We start from the raw sequence: 15,918 nt of genomic DNA on the forward strand, positions 1-15,918 counted from the left end.
GATGACGATGACCCGCGGACTTGAGATTTCGGTCGGCCAGTATTCCGACAAGGGTCGCAAGCCCATCAACCAGGATTTTCACGGCGTCCTGATTCCGGACGAGCCGCAGCTCAGCCTGAAGGGCATCGCGGCCGTTCTGGCCGACGGCATCTCGAGCAGCACGGTAAGCCAGATCGCCAGCGAGTCGGCGGTCAAGAGCTTCCTGATGGACTACTACTGCACGTCGGAAGCCTGGACGGTGAAGACCTCCGCCCGGCGCGTGCTGGACGCGACCAATTCCTGGCTGCACGCGCAGACGCGCAAGAGCCAATATGCCTATGACCGCGACAAGGGCTACGTCTGCACCCTCAGCGCCATGGTCATCAAAGGGACCACCGCGCACATCTTCCACGTCGGCGACTGCCGCATCTACCGCGTGGCCGGCAAGGCGCTGGAGCAGTTGACCGACGATCACCGCATCATCGTGTCGTCGGAGCAGACCTATCTCGGCCGCGCGCTCGGCATCAATCCGCAGCTCGAGATCGACTACCAGACTCTCGAAATCGAACGCGGCGACATCTTCCTGCTGGCAACCGACGGCGCCTATGAATTCGTCGATGCGCGTTTCGTCACCAGCGCGCTGAACGAGCATGCCGGCGAGCTCGACGGTGCGGCAAAGGCCATCGTCGAGGAGGCGTACCGGCGCGGCAGCGACGACAACATCACCGTCCAGATCCTGCGCATCGATGCGATGCCGCAGCGCGAGCCGATCGGCATCTTCAACCAGACCTCCGAGCTGCCGCTTCCTCCTTTGCCGGAGCCGCGCGCGATCTTCGACGGCTACCGGATCGTCCGCGAAGTCCACGCCAGCAGCCGCAGCCACATCTATCTTGCGGTCGATGCCGAAACCGAGGAGCCGGTCGCGCTCAAACTACCGTCGATCGATCTGCGCGACAATCGCGCCTATCTGAAACGCTTCCTGATGGAGGAGTGGATCGCGCGCCGCATCGATAGCCCGCATGTGCTGAAGCCGCTGTCACAGTCGCGGCGGCGCGGCTACCTCTATGTCGCGACCGAGTTCGTCGAAGGGCAGACCTTGCGGCAATGGATGACCGACAATCCGCGCCCCGATCTCGAGACCGTGCGCGGACTGATCGAGCAGATCGCCGCGGGCCTGCGCGCCTTCCACCGCATGGAGATGCTGCATCAGGATCTCAGGCCCGACAACATTCTGATCGACAAGACGGGCACCGCAAAGATCATCGATTTTGGATCGGTTCGGGTGGCCGGGGTGGCCGAGGCAGCGCCGCAAGGCGATGCCGACGAAATCCTCGGCACGGTCCAGTACACGGCGCCGGAGTATTTTCTCGGCGAAGGCGGCTCGCCGCGCTCCGACATGTTTTCGCTCGCCGTCATCTGTTACCAGATGCTCACGGGAAAGCTTCCCTACGGCGCCCAGGTCGCAAAAATCCGGCGAAAATCGGACGTGCGGAAGCTGCAATATCGTGCCGCGGACGACGATCGCAACGTTCCTGCATGGGTCGATGGCGCGCTCAGGCGCGCGCTTCATCCGGATCCTTACAAGCGGCACGAGGACATGTCCGAATTCGTCTTCGAGCTTCGAACGCCAAATCCGGCCTATCTCAACACCCGGATCACGCCCCTTCTGGAGCGCAGCCCGCTGTTGTTCTGGAAGCTGACCTCGGCGGCACTCGCCTGCACAGTCGTCGCTCTCCTCGCGCTATTGCACGCGCGCTAGGCCGGCTCCTCGGCCTTCACTCCGAGCGGTTTTGGCGCCAGTCCGCCACCCGGCTTGAGGTGAAATTCATAGGTCATCAGATGCCAGGGCGCGGCGACCTCCTTGCCGTCGGGCGTCGCTGCATCGCTGCGCTTCTCCACCTTCGCCACGAGTTCGTCCTTGACGCCGAACACCACGTCGGAATCGAGATATTTGTCGCCGCTGATGAAGACATGGGTGATCAGCGGCTCATGGCCCTTGGCGTTGACGAGGAAATGCACATGCGCGGGGCGCATCGGATGGCGGTTGGTCTTGACGATCATCTCGCCGACCGGACCGTCGGTCGGGATCGGATAGCTGCACGGCAAAATGGTGCGGAAGGTGAAGCGGCCGTCGGCGTCGGTGATGAAGCGCGCGCGACCGGAGGCACCGACGCTGTCGTAGTTCGGCTTCTGTGAATCGTAGAGGCCGTCGTCATCGGCATGCCAGACGTCGACGGGCACGCCGGCGAGCGGCTTGCCGTTGATGTCCATGACGCAGCTCTGCACGAACATCTTCTCGCCGGTCAGGTTGTGAGGCGAGATGTCTGCCCCGTGGGGCGTCACCGTGTGCTCGCCGACATAGAACGGACCGAGCACAGTGGTTTCAGTCGCCCCCTCGCGATCGCGGTGGTTGACCGCATCGACCAGCATCGAGACGCCGAGCACGTCGGACAGCAGGATGAATTCCTGGCGGGTGTCGGTGCATTTGTGCCCGGTGCGGGTCAGGAAATCGATCGCATAGTCCCATTCCTCGAAGGTGAGGTTGGTCTTGCTGACATAGTCGTGAAGCGACTTCACCAATTCCTGGAGCAGGAATTTTGCGCGCGGATTCGGCGTGTTGTCGAAACTCTTGATGACGGCTTCGGTGAGCTCGGATTCGTTGAACTGGGTCATGGCGATTTGGCTTCCCGTGTTCCGATGTTCTCGTTGTTCCCTGGCGTTTCCGATGCAGGTTCGGCCATCGAACCTACACCAGTCCACCCACCCGCGTTAAGCGCGACCGGGTTGGAATGATCAGTCGATTTCGGCTATCACCATGGCCGCGAACAAGATCCGGAGGAACATTGCTGATGCTCGCCCCTACCCCCGCCTCGCCCGAATCCGTCGGCATGTCCAAGGCCGCGCTCGATCGCATCGATGCGCATCTGAAGAACCGGTATATCGATGCCGGCCGCTTCCCCGGGACGGCGCTGGTGGTCTATCGCCGCGGCAAGGTCGCCCATAGCTCGGTGCAAGGTTTTGCCGATCTCGAGCGCAAGGTCCCGCTCAAGGACGACACCATCTTCCGCATCTATTCCATGACCAAGCCGCTCACCAGCGTCGCCTTCATGATGCTGGTCGAGGAAGGCCTGGTCGCGATCGACGAGCCCGTCGCCAAATACATTCCGGAGTGGAAGAACCTCGGCGTCTTCGTCGCTGGAACCGCGCCCAATTTCCTGACCCGGCCGCCGACGCGGCCGATGCTGATCGTCGACCTGCTCCGGCACACCTCGGGGCTCACCTACGGCTTCCAGCAGCGCTCCAACGTCGATGCCGCCTATCGCGAGAAGAAGCTCGGCGAGGTCATCAAGGCCGGCACGCTGGATTCGCTGATCGCTGACCTCGCCACCATCCCGCTGGAGTTCTCGCCCGGCGAATCCTGGAACTATTCGGTTGCGACCGACGTGCTCGGTTATCTCATCGGCAAGATTTCTGGCGTGCCGTTCGAGCAATTCCTTAAAGCACGCATTCTTGATCCGCTCGGCATGACAGACACGGATTTCCACGTGCCGGCCTCCAAGGCCCACCGCTTCGCGGCCTGCTATTCCGCCGATCCGCAAGGCGCCATGACGTTCCATGCCGGCCAGCGCAAGCAAGGCCTGACGCTGCAGGACGATCCGGCAGCGAGCTCGTTCTTGTCGCCGCCCGAGCTGGTCTCCGGCGGCGGCGGGCTGTGCTCGACGGTCGCCGACTATCTCACCTTTTGCCGCGCGCTACTCAACGGCGGCGAGCTCGGCGGCGTCAGGCTGATCGGGCCGAAGACGCTGGCTCTGATGACGACCAACCACATTCCGGGCGGACAGGCGCTGCCGGAAGTATCTCGCTCGCTGTTCTCCGAGGCGACCTATAACGGCATCGGCTTCGGTCTCGGATTTGCCGTGACCATGCGCCCGGCGGAGACGCTGATCGCAGGCAGCGCCGGCGAATACAGTTGGGGCGGCGCGGCCACGACCTCGTTCTGGATCGACCCGGCCGAAGAGCTGATCACGATCTTCATGACCCAGGTGCTGCCGTCGAGCGCGTACCCGATCCGCCGCGAGCTGCGCAGCATGGTCTACGCGGCGATCAGCGAGAGCAATCTGTGAGCAGATGAATCGGCCCCGCGGCCTCAGGGCCGCGGGACAGCGACAACCTTACTTGAGCATCTCCGGCACGATAAGCCGCGGCAGGAACAGCGACACGCTCGGCCAGACGATGAGGGCCGCCAGCACGACCAGCATCGGCACCAGCATGATCGCCGTATCCTTCAAGGCATAGCGCAGCCGCACGCCCGCGACCGCGCAGGCGATCATCAGGCACAACCCGTACGGGGGCGTCACCAGCCCAAACGCCAGCGACACGATCGAGATGATCGCAAACTGCACCGGATGCAGATCGACGGATTTTGCCAGGGGCTCCAGCACGGTGCCGACGATCACGATCGCGGGAATCGCGTCGAGGAAGCAGCCGACGACGAGAAAGCAGAAGGCGATGAAGAAGCCGGCGGCGATCGGCCCCATGCCCCAGGTCGAAACGTTGGCCAAGAGCTCCTGCGGAATCTTGTAGTAGGCCAGCAACCAGCCGAACGCGCTTGCGGTACCGACGCAGAACAACGCTACGCCGGCAAGACGGCCGGTATCGAGCAGGACCCTGTACAGTTCTCGTGCGCCGGTCTCACGATAGAAGAACGCCGACAGGGCCACGGAATAGAGAACCGCAACGCAGGCGGATTCGGTTGCAGTGAACCATCCGAGCAGGATCCCGCCGACAATGATGAACGGCGTCATCAGCGCCGGCAGCGACCGCCAGATCGCACAACGAAAGTCGCGCCAGCTATCCTTCGGATAGGTCGGATAGCCGCGGCGCACCGCATAGACATGCACGGTCGCCATCTGGGCGCCGGCAATCAGAAGGCCCGGTATGATGCCGGCCAAATACATCGCAGCGATCGAGGTCGAGATCAGCCCACCCCATACGATCATCAGGATCGAGGGCGGGATAATGACGGCCAGCACGGCCGAGACCGCGGTGATAGCGATGGAGAACGAGAGATCGTAGCCTTCCTTGGTCTGGGCATCGATAAAGATTTTTGACTGGCTCGCCGCATCAGCCGTCGAGGAGCCGGAGATGCCTGCAAAGAACACCGAGAGCACGACGTTGATCTGCGCCAGCGATCCCGGCCAGTGTCCGACCATCGAGCGCGACAACGCGACCAGCCGGTCGGTGATGCCGCCGATGCTCATCAGATTGGCGGTCAGCAGGAAGAACGGCACCGCCAGCAGGATGAATGAATTGTAGGCGTTGAAGGTTTCCTGCGCGAGCGCCATCATCGACAGATGAGGCTCGATCAGCAGGATCGGCACGCAGGCAAGGCCGAGCGCGAAGGCGACCGGCACGCGGATGATGAGCAGGCCGATGAAAACGCCGAACAGAACCATCGCGGCCTGTCCGGCGGAAAGTACGTTCCCGCTCATTGCTTTGCCCCAACCAGAATGCGCATTTCGTCAAGTATCTGTTCGCCCGCAAACACGATCCACGTCACGCCGGCCACCGGCCAGGCGACGTGGATCAGCCAGAGCGGCAGATCGGCCAGCTCCGACGTCCTGTTCCACGCGAACCGGGTGAATTCGATGCCGGCCCACACAAACACAAATGCCAGCGCCAGAACGCCGAGCCGCGCGAGGATGCGCACCGCAGCCTCCGACCGCCGCGACAGATCGGGCCAGACATCGACCTCGAAATGCTGAGATTCGCGGATGCCGACCATGGCGCCGATCATGATCGTCCAGACGAACAGGAAGCGCGCCATCTCCTCCGTCCAGATGTAGGAGGGAATGAACGCGGTGTAGCGCGATATGATCTGCAGCGTCACCGGAACGACCAGGATTCCGACGCACGCCGCCAGCAGCACTTCCAGCAATTTCGCATAGGCCGCCGTTGCTCGACGCCACAGCGTCGGGTTCGGCGCAACAGGTATTTCGGTCATTGGAGCTCCGCGGGCAGCAACCATCACCAAGGGGGCAAGCCGCCGGGCTTGCCCCGATATTCCGTCGGCAGACACGAAGTCTGCAGACTTGAAGCGTGCAGACTTGAACCGTGCAGACTTGGAGACGTCAGGCGACGTTGATCTTCTCGAAGATGCCCTCGGCGCCGATTTCCTTGGCGTAGGTAGCCATCACGGGGTCGGCGAGCTTCTTCATGGCATCGCGCTCCTCGAACGGAACGCGCTTGAGCTTGCCGGCCTTCTCCAGCGTGTCGAGTTTGATGACCTCTTCGCTCGATTCCAGTTGACGGCCGTAGTCGCCGGCTTCCTTGCCGGCCTTCATGATCGCGTCCTGCAACTCCTTCGGCAGTGTCTTCAGCGTCTTCACCGAGAAGCAGATCGGCCGGATCGACACGGCGTGCTGGGTCAGGTTGAGATGCGGGGCCACTTCGTAGAACTTCATCGCCTCGACGCCGGCGGCCTCGTTCTCGCCGGCCGATATCACGCCGTTCTGAATCGCATTGTAGATCTCGTTATAGGCGATGACAGTCGGGCTCATGCCGACCGCGGCAAAGGTCTTCGACCAGATCGGCGCGCCCTGCACGCGCACCTTGAGGCCCTTGAGATCGGCGAGATTCTTGAGCGGCTTGTTTGCAAAAATGTTGCGGATGCCGCCGCCGGCATAACCGATCAGAACGACCTCGGCCTTGGCCGCGACCTCGTCGGCGATCGGCGCCAGGATATTGGCTTCGACGACCTTGTTCATGTGGTCGATGCCCTTGAACACGAAGGGCGCGTCGATGAACGGAGCCGCCTTGGCGAAGGTCGACATGTGCGCCGGCGAGACGATGCCGTAGTCGACCGCCTTGCCCTGCGACATGTACTCGAAGTACTGCTTCTCGAGGCCGAGCGAGGAGTTCCGGTGCAGCGTGAAGTTGATCGGCTTGCCGTAGTACTTCTTCACCAGCTCTTCGAACCGGATCAGCGCCCGGTTGAAGGCGTGATCGTCGTTGAACTGCACGGCACCGTTCAGCGAGATCGGCGCCTGCGCCCTGAGGACGTGCGGCATGCTAACCGCAGCCGCCGCAGTGGTCACACCTAGCCCAGCGAGAAATGACCTTCGCTTCATCGTCTCCCTCCCTTTGATGCTCCGCCCCTGTAACCGGGCCGTAAGCGCAGGCGGTACGGGGCCTGCGCGAAGGGAAGCGTATGAAAAACGTCGGCGGGACGGAAGCTCTTTCGGATGCGCCCGGTACCACCCTTCGTCGCAGGGCCATGGGCGCGCGATCTGCTGCACTGCAACTCGCGCTCCGCTACCAGGACACGGCGGGCCTTTGCGCCGCGCGCAGAGGCCCGCGCGCCTTTCACTGCACGCTCAGTGCATATGGTCGAGCAGATAGATGCCGCCGCCGATGACGATCACAGCCGGCACGGCCCAAAGGATGAAGACTGGCACGGTGGCCTCCTTCAGTTGGACGTACAGACCTTGATGGTCTTGACGCCGCTCTCGGCTTCGGTGCGCGACTTGTAGACGGTGCCGGACGGACTGACGACGGTCATCGACGTGTCGGTCGGCCGCTTGTCGACGACGGTGCATTTCTTCGTCTTGACGTCCTGCACCACGTAGAACTCGTCGGCCGCGAACGCCGGCGCCGCGAATGCAGCGATCAACACCGCTGCGGTTGCTACTCTCAACTTCATGGTTTCCTCCTCCAATTGCCGGAGCATCGCTTCGGCATTTTCTCAACGGGAAAAAACGGCAGATTGTTCCTGCGCATTGGAACGTCGCGGGCCGCGCCTTGTTGTTGCGCCGCCTAGCAAGGAGACGTCAGATGAAAAAGCTGTTCCTGATTTCTGCGGCGGCCGTCCTGATCTCGACGGGCGCGATCGCGCAGAGCACCGTCACCACCACCACTGGGACCGGTCACGCCGCCGTGCAGATCGAGCCGCAATACCGGACTAAGATCAAATCCTACATCACCGAGCATCGGGTCCAGCCGGTCACGACGAAGGAAAAGATCATCGTCGGCGCGACCGTGCCTGCTGACGTCGAGCTCGTAGCGGTGCCGTCGGATTGGGGCCCGTCGCTCACCAAATATCGCTACGTCTATTCCGGCGAGCGCGTGATGCTGGTGGATCCGGCGTCGCGGACCGTCGTCCAGGAAGTCGACTGATAAATCGACTGACCGAGCGGCATGTGGAGGTTCGCCATCGCGGCGGCCTCTGCATTGCTCGGGACATGACGGCAAGAATGCAGCGCAAAAAAACTGCCGCGGCCCTTCCTGCGGGGCGTTTGAAATACGTGGCGCGATGCAAATGCTGATCCTATGCTCACGCTGATCCCGCGCCGTCGCGCTGGAAACGGGACATCCGCGTTTGCCAAAGTTCACCCTGCCCGTCCGGCTCGCCCTTCTGATCGCGGGAACGACGCTGCCGCTGATCGCGTTCGCCGTCGGCATCGCCTTCTACAACTACCAGCAGGACCGCAACGACGCGACGCGGCGCGTGCTCGAGACCGTGCGCAGCATGCGCCTCGTGCTCGACGCCGAGGTGCAGCGCATGACCGGCGGCCTGCAGGTGCTGGCGCTGACCGACGCGCTGTCGACCGGCGACTTCAACGGTTTCCGGCGCATGAGTGCCGGCTTTCTCGAACAGTATGGCAAGGACGGCGTGGTGCTGGTTTCGGACCGCAAGGGCCGCCTCGTGTTCTCGTCGATGACGGAGGACACAGCGAGCCTGCCGACGCGCAACAATGTCGAGATAGTCGAAAAGGTCTTTGCGAGCAAGACGCCGCAATATTCCGACCTCTTCCTCGGCGCGTTCAAGCAGCGCCAGGTAGTCACGGTTGAGGTTCCGGTGCTTCGCGACGGCAAGGTGATCTACGACCTCTGCTTCAGCCCGCCGGTCGACATGTTCCAGAATCTGATCGAGAAGCAGCGGCCCGACGAGCAATGGACGGTGTCGCTGCTCGACGCCAAGGGCATCGTGATCGCACGCGCGCCCAACCCGGCCGAGAATGTCGGCAAGCGCGCCACGCCCTCGCTGTACAACGAGATGTTCCGCAAGGGTGAGGCGTCGCTGCCGACGGTGTCGCTCGACGGCGTCGCGCTGAACGCTGCCTATACCCGCTCGAAGCTGACCGGCTGGACGGTCGCGGCCGGCGTCGCCGAAAGCTCGCTGGTCGCACCGCTCTGGCGCAATATCGCGGTCACCAGCCTGATCGGCGGCGTGCTGCTGCTGACCGGACTTGCCTTCGCGGTGCGCATGGCCGCCACCATCGCCCGCGGCGAGATGCTGCACGACCTCCTGATCGAAGAGCTCAACCATCGCGTCAAGAACACGCTGGCGCTGATGCAGGCGATCGCGGTGCAGACCTTCCGCAGTGCCAGCAAGACCGAGCGGACGAAATTCGAAGGGCGGCTCGGCGCGCTCGCCGAGGCGCACAATCTGTTGAGCCAGGAGAAGTGGCAGGGCTCGGACCTGAAGGAGGTCATCGAGCGCGCCACCCAGCCGTTCCTCTTGAGCAGCCCCGGCCGCATCCGGATGGCCGGACCATCCGTGCCGCTATCGCCGCGACTCGCGGTCGTGCTGTCGATGATCGTGCACGAGATGGCAACCAACGCGGCTAAATACGGTGCGCTGTCCAACGAGACCGGCACGGTGACGCTCGACTGGGAGCTCACCGCCGACACGCCAAAACCGCGGCTGCGCCTGATCTGGACCGAGAGCGGCGGCCCGCCGGTGACGGCGCCGGTGCAGCGCGGCTTCGGCTCGCGCCTGATCGAGCGCAGCGCCCGCGATCAGCTCGGCGGCGAGGCCACGGTGGACTTCTTGCCGCGCGGCGTCGTCTACACCATCGTTTGCACGCTGGACGAGGCGCGGTAGCGCCGGGACTCTGGTGGCCGTCCAACCAAAGCATCGAAACAACCCCATGCAAAGTAGCCGGAGCGGCCCTGCGCACAACTTCGTATTTTACGAAATTCGCTTGACACGGGGGTATGTTGCCATCATCGCGACGCCTGGGACGTCTCGATCTCTCAGCCGAGATAGAGCTGATGCATCGCCGGGTCAGTCAACGGGCTGACCGTCTACCACTCGACACAGATCTTGCCGAAATAGGCGCCGCTCGCCTGACGCCGGAAGGCGCCGGCTAACTGTTCCAGGCCGAAGTGACGGCCCTCATTGCTTCCTCGCCTTGCGGGCTGCGGCGACCATGCCGTCAAGCCAGTCCTGGTGCCCATTGATCATCGGATTTGGCTTTGCAGCGGCAAGATCCCTTGCCGGTTTCCCGACCTGCGTCTCTTGTGTCAGGATGCGCACGCGCCCGCCCGACAGGTCTTCGATCAGCCAGGCATGATGCACATCGAGACGGGTTTCGGCGTCGCCCTCGGCCCAGCCGTGCCATGCCACACGCGCAGGCTGGCCCAGCACCGGCGCGACGTATTCGACGACCTGAGCCTCCACCGGAAACCCGAAGGTCTTGAAGCGGAAGCGAGTACCGAGGCTCAGCCGTGGCCCCTTGCCGTTATCGAACTCGACATCGGCGGAGTTGGCGTAATAGGTCGGCCACAGCGTTGCCGTGTTGAGGAGTGGCCACAGCTCCGCCGTCGTCAGTCCGGTAACGATGACCTCGTTTGAGCAGTAGTTGTCGGTAAAACCAGGCACATAGCCCTCGGGCCAAACGATATCGCTCATCTTGGTCTTCCTTGTTGACTGGGGCGGTCGGAACGGATTGCTTACCTCGATGCTTGGCAGATGGCGGGCTTTCGGACATGAGTCCAATAGCCATTTTATATTTCAATCATCAGGATTCCTGATATCAAAAACGCTCGACTGACATATCGCACGAGCGGCCGGTTATGAATCGAGACCTTCCGCCATTCGGCCTACCGTTCGTTTTGCGCACTTGCTCTCTCGACACGCCATCTCCGATAGCCGTCATAACCATGCCTGATATCAAGACCCTCGATCTCAACCTGCTGAAGGCATTCAATGCGCTGATGGAGGAGCGCAACGTGACGCGCGCCGCGGCGCAGCTCGGGCTGACGCAACCGGCCATGAGCGGAATCCTGAGGCGTTTGCGCGCAAGCTTCGACGATCCGCTGTTTGCACGCACGCAACGCGGGATCGTGCCGACGGCTCGTGCGCTGGAGCTCGCAAGTCCGGTCAGGCAGGTGCTCGGCGAGATCGAAGCGCTGCTCCAGCCGCGCGCATTCGAGCCCCACACTGCGAGTTTCACGTTGTCGCTGACGGCGACCGACTATGCGTTGCGCGCGGTCGTCGTTCCCTTCCTCAGCGCGCTCAGGCAGCGTGCCCCGAACATCCGCGTCGCGGTGCGTCCGATCGACGAGGATCGGATGCGGGGCCAGTTCGAACGCGGCGATCTCGATTTTGCACTGCTCACTCCCGAGACCACGCCGCCGGACCTGCATGTCCGGCGCCTGTTCGACGAACATTATGTTTGCGCGATGCGCAGCGGCCATCCCGATGCCAAGGGCAAGACGTTGTCCCTCGACCGGTTCTGCGCCCTCGATCACGCGCTCGTCTCCTATGCCGGCGACAGCTTCAGCGGACCGACCGACACTGCGTTGGCAAGGCTCGGGCGTCGCCGGCGTGTCAGCCTGTCGGTCGCGAGCTTTCTCGTCCTGCCCGAGGTCTTGCGCGCGACCGATCTCGTCGCCGTCGTGCCACGACGCCTGCTCTCGGGCCTCGGCGAGCTGGTGTTGCTCAAGCCGCCGCTCGACATTCCCGGTTTCTCCAAGATCGCCGCCTGGCACGATCGCACCCACCGCGATCCCGGCCATCGCTGGATCCGCGAGCTGCTGTTCGAGACATCGGGCGTGAAGACCCGACGGGAGAAACGCGCATGATCATCACTGCAATCCGCACGCACATCCTCGAGGCAAAGCTGTCGCAGCCCTTTGCCTATTCGCGCGCCTGGTACGACACCAGGACCGCGATGCTGGTCGAGATCGAAACCGGCGACGGGCTAACCGGCTGGGGCGAATGCTATGGACCGGCGCGGATGACCGCGGCTGTCGTGAACGCGGTGGCGCCGTGGCTGATCGGCGAGGACCCGCTGCGCACCGAATATCTGTGGCGGACCATCTATGCGCGGTTGCGCGATCACGGACAGAAGGGCGTCGTGATCGAGGGCCTGAGCGGCATCGACATCGCGCTCTGGGACATCAAGGGCAAGCATTTTGGCGTGCCTGTCCATCGCCTCATGGGCGGCGCGCTCCGCAACGAGGTCAAGGCCTACGCGACCGGGCTCTACCGGCGCAAGTCGGGCGAACCGCAACGATATCTGCCCGAGGAGGCCGCTGCTTACGTCGCGGAAGGGTTTGGTGCCGTCAAGCTGAAGGTCGGATTTGGCATTGCAGAGGACGCCGCGGTGACCCGCGCGGTGCGCGAGGCGATCGGGCCTGACATCGCACTGATGGTCGACGCCAATCACGCCTATGACGCCACGGCCGCGATCCGGCTCGGACGGCTGATCGAGCCGCTCGATATCGGGTGGTTCGAGGAGCCGGTCCCGCCGGAGGACGTCGCGGGCTATCGGGAGGTCAAATCAGCTCTTTCGATTCCAATCGCCGGCGGTGAATGCGAGTTCACGCGCTACGGTTTTCGCGAGCTGCTCACCTCGCGTGCCCTCGACATCGCGCAACCCGACACCTGCGCGGCCGGCGGCCTCACCGAATGCAAGAAGATCGCCGACATGAGCGAGGCATTCGGTATCCGCTACAATCCGCATGTCTGGGGCACTGGCGTTGCGATCGCCGCCTCGCTGCAGCTCCTCGCGGTGCTGCCCTCGCACACGCCACCGTCGCTCGCGCCGCTGGAGCCCCTGCTCGAATTCGACCGCACCGAACATCCGATCCGCCAGGCGATCCTGACGCAGCCGATCGAGCATGCGAGGGGCATCGTCCGCATTCCCGACGGCCCCGGGCTCGGGATCGAGATCGACCGCAAGGCGCTTACGCGCTTTGCGGTGAGCCCGTCGTCGTAGGCAAGATCAGGAGAGCCCGGGCGCGCCTTTGGGGCCGGGTTTGATGGCCGTCTGCACGGCAAAGGCGCCCGGTCCGTAAGTCGCGATGAGCGCGAGAGCCCCGAGCAGGCCGAGATTCTTCAGGAAGTTGATGGTCTGCATGACCACCTGCGCCGCCGGCGCCGCCCAGAAATTGTGAAACATCAGCGTCGCGGCGATCGTGAACGGGATCAGGGCCATGGCCGCCGGACGCGCGAACAGGCCGAGCAACAGGGCCATGCCTCCTCCGAGCTCGACTGCGATGGCACCTGCGGCGAGGACGGCGCCAAATCCGTCGGCACCGCCGGGAAGCCGGCCAGCGGTCACGGCAAATGCCAGCACCTTTCCGATGCCGCTGTAGAGAAACAGGGGCGCAATCGCAACGCGCGCGAACAGAAGCACCCAGGCATCTGGCAAAATCGCAGTCTCAACGGAGCGGGCGGAAGTCGGCATTTAGGATCTCCTCTGGTGAAGCCGTGTCAAAGAAAGTCGGGTGCATCATCCCTCCGCCGGCGCAACATCGGCGCTCGGCAGACGGTGGGCTGCGGCAAGGCCCAGCGATCCAATCGCCAATGCGCCGACGATGGACGCGCCGCCGATCGCCCAGAACACGGCGTCGGGACCACCGGTGACCTGCTGCAAGAGACCGATGACGTAGGGGCCCAAAATCGCTCCGACCCGGCCAATGCCCAATTCCATCCCCACGCCGCTGGCGCGCAGACAAGTCTCGTATGAGCCGGCGGTGAAATTGTTGAGGACGTGCTGGGCGCCGATGATGCAGAAGCCGGCAATGGCAACGATCGCGAGATTGACGCCATGGCCGCTGACGAAGACAAGCGCCAGTACGGCAATCCCGCCGCTCAGCCACCATGTCGCGAGGTAGCGCGGCGTCAGCGCAAAGTTGCGGTCGGCCAGCATCGCAAGCGTCAGACCGCCGATGAAGGACGTCGCCTGCATCAGGGCCCCGAAGCCGAACGAGGCCGCAAAGGTCTCGCCGCGCTTCAGCATGACGGTCGGAATCCAGCCCGTAAGGCCAAAGATCGCGAACAGGCTGAGGAATGCCGTGATCCAGATGGTCAGGGAGACACGGCGATAGCATGGTCCGAGCAAGGCACCGATGATGTTCTGCGGGGGCTTGCTCTCGACTGAGGCAAACGTCGCATCCCGATAGACGGCCGCGCGCTCCGGCCGCAGCCGCGCGAGCAATGCGCGCAGTTCCGGGACGCGCGACCGGGCCGCCAGGAACCGCGGGCTTTCCGGCAGAATGGCGTGGGCCACGAAGGTCAGAGGAATCGACAGCGCGCCGACGTAATAGAGGATCTGCCAGCCATAGTGCGGCGTCAGGAACACGCCGACGAGGCCGGCACAGACGCCGCCGAGCGACCAGCCCAGCGTCACGCCCCACAGCGAGAACGTGTTGCTGACGCGCTTCGGCGCGAGCTCGTTGATGAAGGTCGTGCCCAGCGGCAGCAGCACGCCGAGGCCGAGCCCGGTGACGAAGCGCAAGGCACAGTAGCTCCAGAAATCGTTTGCGAGCACAGCCGTCAACAAGGTGAAGACGTTGACGATCCAAAGACCGGCGAGCAGCGTGCCGCGCCGGCCGAAGCGATCCGCCACGCTGCCGTGACCGATCGCGCCGAACAGGAAGCCGACCAGACCCGAGCTCACCAGGAGGCCCGCCTGACTTGGCGCGAGCCCCCAAGGCTGGAGCACGTAGTGGATGACATAGGCCGGATTGAAGGTGTCATAGCCGTCGAACAGCGTGATGAGTGTGATCAGAATGCCAAGCAGCTTGTGGAACGGGCCGATCGGAGCGCCGGACAATTCCTCATGCACGTCGATTTCGGACGAGAAGCTCACGGGTTTCCTCCATTGAAATTGATGAATTCTTCTGCTCTGCGGCAGATTGAATTGATGCGTCGCCGAGCCCGAACAGGGTGCGCGCGTTGTTGCGGCCGATCTTGAGACGGTCGCCTTCGGAGATCGCGGCCGTGTCGAACCAGTCGGCAGCGTGGTCGATGTTCTCGAATGGCCAGTCTGCAGAGAAGAGGATGCGGTCGGCGCCGATCTCGAGCATCGCGTCGATCAGCGCCTGGGTGCGGAAATTGCCCGACGTGGTGATGTAGAAGTTCTCCCGGAAATAGTCGGAGATCTTGCGCTGCGCCGGATAGACGTTCTGGGTCCGCATCCACTTGTTGTGATTGTCGACCCGCCACATCGAGTAAGGCAGCCCCTCGCCCATGTGACCGAGGATGATCTGCAGCCGCGGATAGGAGTCGAACAGGCCGGAGCCCATCAGGCGCAAGGCATGCACCGCAGTCTCCTGTCCGAACGCCCAGGTCGGCCCCAACAGCCAGCGATGCCCCTCGTAGATGGCTGCGTCCTTCGCAAGCGGATTGCGCGGGTGCAGATAAAAGGGAACGCCGAGACGCTCGACCTCCGACCAGAACGGCCAAAACTCCTTGCGGTCGTAGTAGATGGCGTGATCGGCGCCGGCGAGCTCGCTGAAGCCGTTGACGAGCGCACCACGGAATCCGAGCGCGCCGACGCAACGATCGAGCTCGCGCGCGGCCGCGTCGGGATCCTGCATCGGCAGCGCGGCGAGCCCCTGGAAACGGTCGGGCCGCTTTGCGACCTGCTCGGCGAGAAAGTCGTTGGCGCGCCGTGACAGCTCCAGCGCACGGCCTCGATCAGGAATGGCTTGCACCGCCGGCGCGTTCAGCGACAGCAGCATCATCTCGATGCCATGGTCATCCATCTCGGCGAGCCGCCGGTCCTGGATGTCGAGCAGCCGTGCCTTGAGTTCGATCCAGTCCTCGGCCGGCGCGAAGCCCGCGCTGTCCTGGAGCGTGCCTTCCATCGCGAAATGCTCTTCGAGCGCAATCTTGCCCTGCATGGCGTCGTCCCTTCG

General features: G+C 63.6%; 15 protein-coding genes. 6 read left to right on the forward strand and 9 right to left on the reverse strand.

The features are described 5' to 3' along the window. Position 1 precedes the first annotated feature (1 nt). A complete protein-coding gene (locus KUF59_RS30545; protein ID WP_212456021.1) occupies positions 2 to 1,738 on the forward strand; it encodes a bifunctional protein-serine/threonine kinase/phosphatase in 1,737 nt (578 codons plus the stop codon). Here the strand turns inward: KUF59_RS30545 and KUF59_RS30550 are convergent. After that, positions 1,735 to 2,652 (reverse strand): intradiol ring-cleavage dioxygenase, encoded by a 918-nt coding sequence (locus KUF59_RS30550; RefSeq protein WP_212455896.1) that lies wholly within the window; start codon positions 2,650 to 2,652, stop codon positions 1,735 to 1,737. The two genes, KUF59_RS30545 and KUF59_RS30550, sit on opposite strands and share 4 nt — an antisense overlap. Positions 2,653 to 2,828: 176 nt before the next feature. Here KUF59_RS30550 and KUF59_RS30555 point away from each other — a divergent pair, with 176 nt between their 5' ends. Then, entirely contained in the window at positions 2,829 to 4,103 is a 1,275-nt protein-coding gene (locus KUF59_RS30555) for a serine hydrolase domain-containing protein (RefSeq protein WP_212455897.1), read from the forward strand. A gap of 48 nt (positions 4,104 to 4,151) precedes the next feature. On the opposite strand, the gene KUF59_RS30560 is transcribed toward KUF59_RS30555, so the two are convergent. From KUF59_RS30560 to KUF59_RS30575, 4 genes are all read right to left on the reverse strand, one after another. Next, positions 4,152 to 5,471 carry a TRAP transporter large permease gene (locus KUF59_RS30560; protein WP_212455898.1) on the reverse strand — a complete coding sequence of 440 codons (1,320 nt, stop codon included), beginning with the start codon at positions 5,469 to 5,471 and terminating at the stop codon, positions 4,152 to 4,154. Then, positions 5,468 to 5,983: a TRAP transporter small permease gene (locus KUF59_RS30565; protein WP_212455899.1), complete on the reverse strand. Its 516-nt coding sequence runs from the start codon at positions 5,981 to 5,983 to the stop codon at positions 5,468 to 5,470. Before KUF59_RS30565 ends, KUF59_RS30560 begins: the two co-directional genes overlap by 4 nt. A gap of 127 nt (positions 5,984 to 6,110) precedes the next feature. After that, positions 6,111 to 7,109 carry a TRAP transporter substrate-binding protein gene (locus KUF59_RS30570; RefSeq protein ID WP_212455900.1) on the reverse strand — a complete coding sequence of 333 codons (999 nt, stop codon included), beginning with the start codon at positions 7,107 to 7,109 and terminating at the stop codon, positions 6,111 to 6,113. 338 nt (positions 7,110 to 7,447) lie between these two features. Further along, entirely contained in the window at positions 7,448 to 7,681 is a 234-nt protein-coding gene (locus KUF59_RS30575; protein WP_212455901.1) for a hypothetical protein, read from the reverse strand. 131 nt (positions 7,682 to 7,812) lie between these two features. On the opposite strand from KUF59_RS30575, the gene KUF59_RS30580 reads away from it, so the two are divergent. After that, positions 7,813 to 8,154, forward strand: a complete 342-nt coding sequence (locus tag KUF59_RS30580) for a DUF1236 domain-containing protein (RefSeq protein WP_212455902.1) — start codon at positions 7,813 to 7,815, stop codon at positions 8,152 to 8,154. Positions 8,155 to 8,356: 202 nt separating this feature from the next. Further along, a complete protein-coding gene (locus KUF59_RS30585) occupies positions 8,357 to 9,865 on the forward strand; it encodes a sensor histidine kinase (RefSeq protein ID WP_212455903.1) in 1,509 nt (502 codons plus the stop codon). Positions 9,866 to 10,159: 294 nt separating this feature from the next. On the opposite strand, the gene KUF59_RS30590 is transcribed toward KUF59_RS30585, so the two are convergent. Then, entirely contained in the window at positions 10,160 to 10,675 is a 516-nt protein-coding gene (locus tag KUF59_RS30590; protein WP_212455904.1) for an SRPBCC family protein, read from the reverse strand. A 251-nt stretch (positions 10,676 to 10,926) separates the two neighbouring features. Between KUF59_RS30590 and KUF59_RS30595 the strand changes: the two genes are divergently transcribed. Continuing rightward, complete coding sequence (locus KUF59_RS30595) at positions 10,927 to 11,850, forward strand: LysR family transcriptional regulator (RefSeq protein ID WP_212455905.1); 924 nt, start codon at positions 10,927 to 10,929, stop codon at positions 11,848 to 11,850. Next, the gene (locus tag KUF59_RS30600; RefSeq protein WP_212455906.1) at positions 11,847 to 12,989 is read left to right on the forward strand and encodes a mandelate racemase/muconate lactonizing enzyme family protein; all 1,143 of its coding nucleotides are present in this window, start codon (positions 11,847 to 11,849) and stop codon (positions 12,987 to 12,989) included. Before KUF59_RS30595 ends, KUF59_RS30600 begins: the two co-directional genes overlap by 4 nt. Positions 12,990 to 12,995: 6 nt before the next feature. On the opposite strand, the gene KUF59_RS30605 is transcribed toward KUF59_RS30600, so the two are convergent. The 3 genes from KUF59_RS30605 to KUF59_RS30615 are packed head-to-tail and all read right to left on the reverse strand — an operon-like array spanning position 12,996 to position 15,903. Next, entirely contained in the window at positions 12,996 to 13,460 is a 465-nt protein-coding gene (locus KUF59_RS30605; RefSeq protein ID WP_212455907.1) for a DoxX family protein, read from the reverse strand. 45 nt (positions 13,461 to 13,505) lie between these two features. Continuing rightward, a complete protein-coding gene (locus KUF59_RS30610) occupies positions 13,506 to 14,867 on the reverse strand; it encodes an MFS transporter (RefSeq protein WP_212455908.1) in 1,362 nt (453 codons plus the stop codon). After that, a complete protein-coding gene (locus KUF59_RS30615; RefSeq protein ID WP_212455909.1) occupies positions 14,836 to 15,903 on the reverse strand; it encodes an amidohydrolase family protein in 1,068 nt (355 codons plus the stop codon). Before KUF59_RS30615 ends, KUF59_RS30610 begins: the two co-directional genes overlap by 32 nt. Between the last annotated feature and the right edge of the window lie 15 nt (positions 15,904 to 15,918).

It is taken from the genome of Bradyrhizobium arachidis, from assembly GCF_024758505.1.
GTDB classification, from domain to species: Bacteria; Pseudomonadota; Alphaproteobacteria; order Rhizobiales; family Xanthobacteraceae; genus Bradyrhizobium; species Bradyrhizobium manausense_C.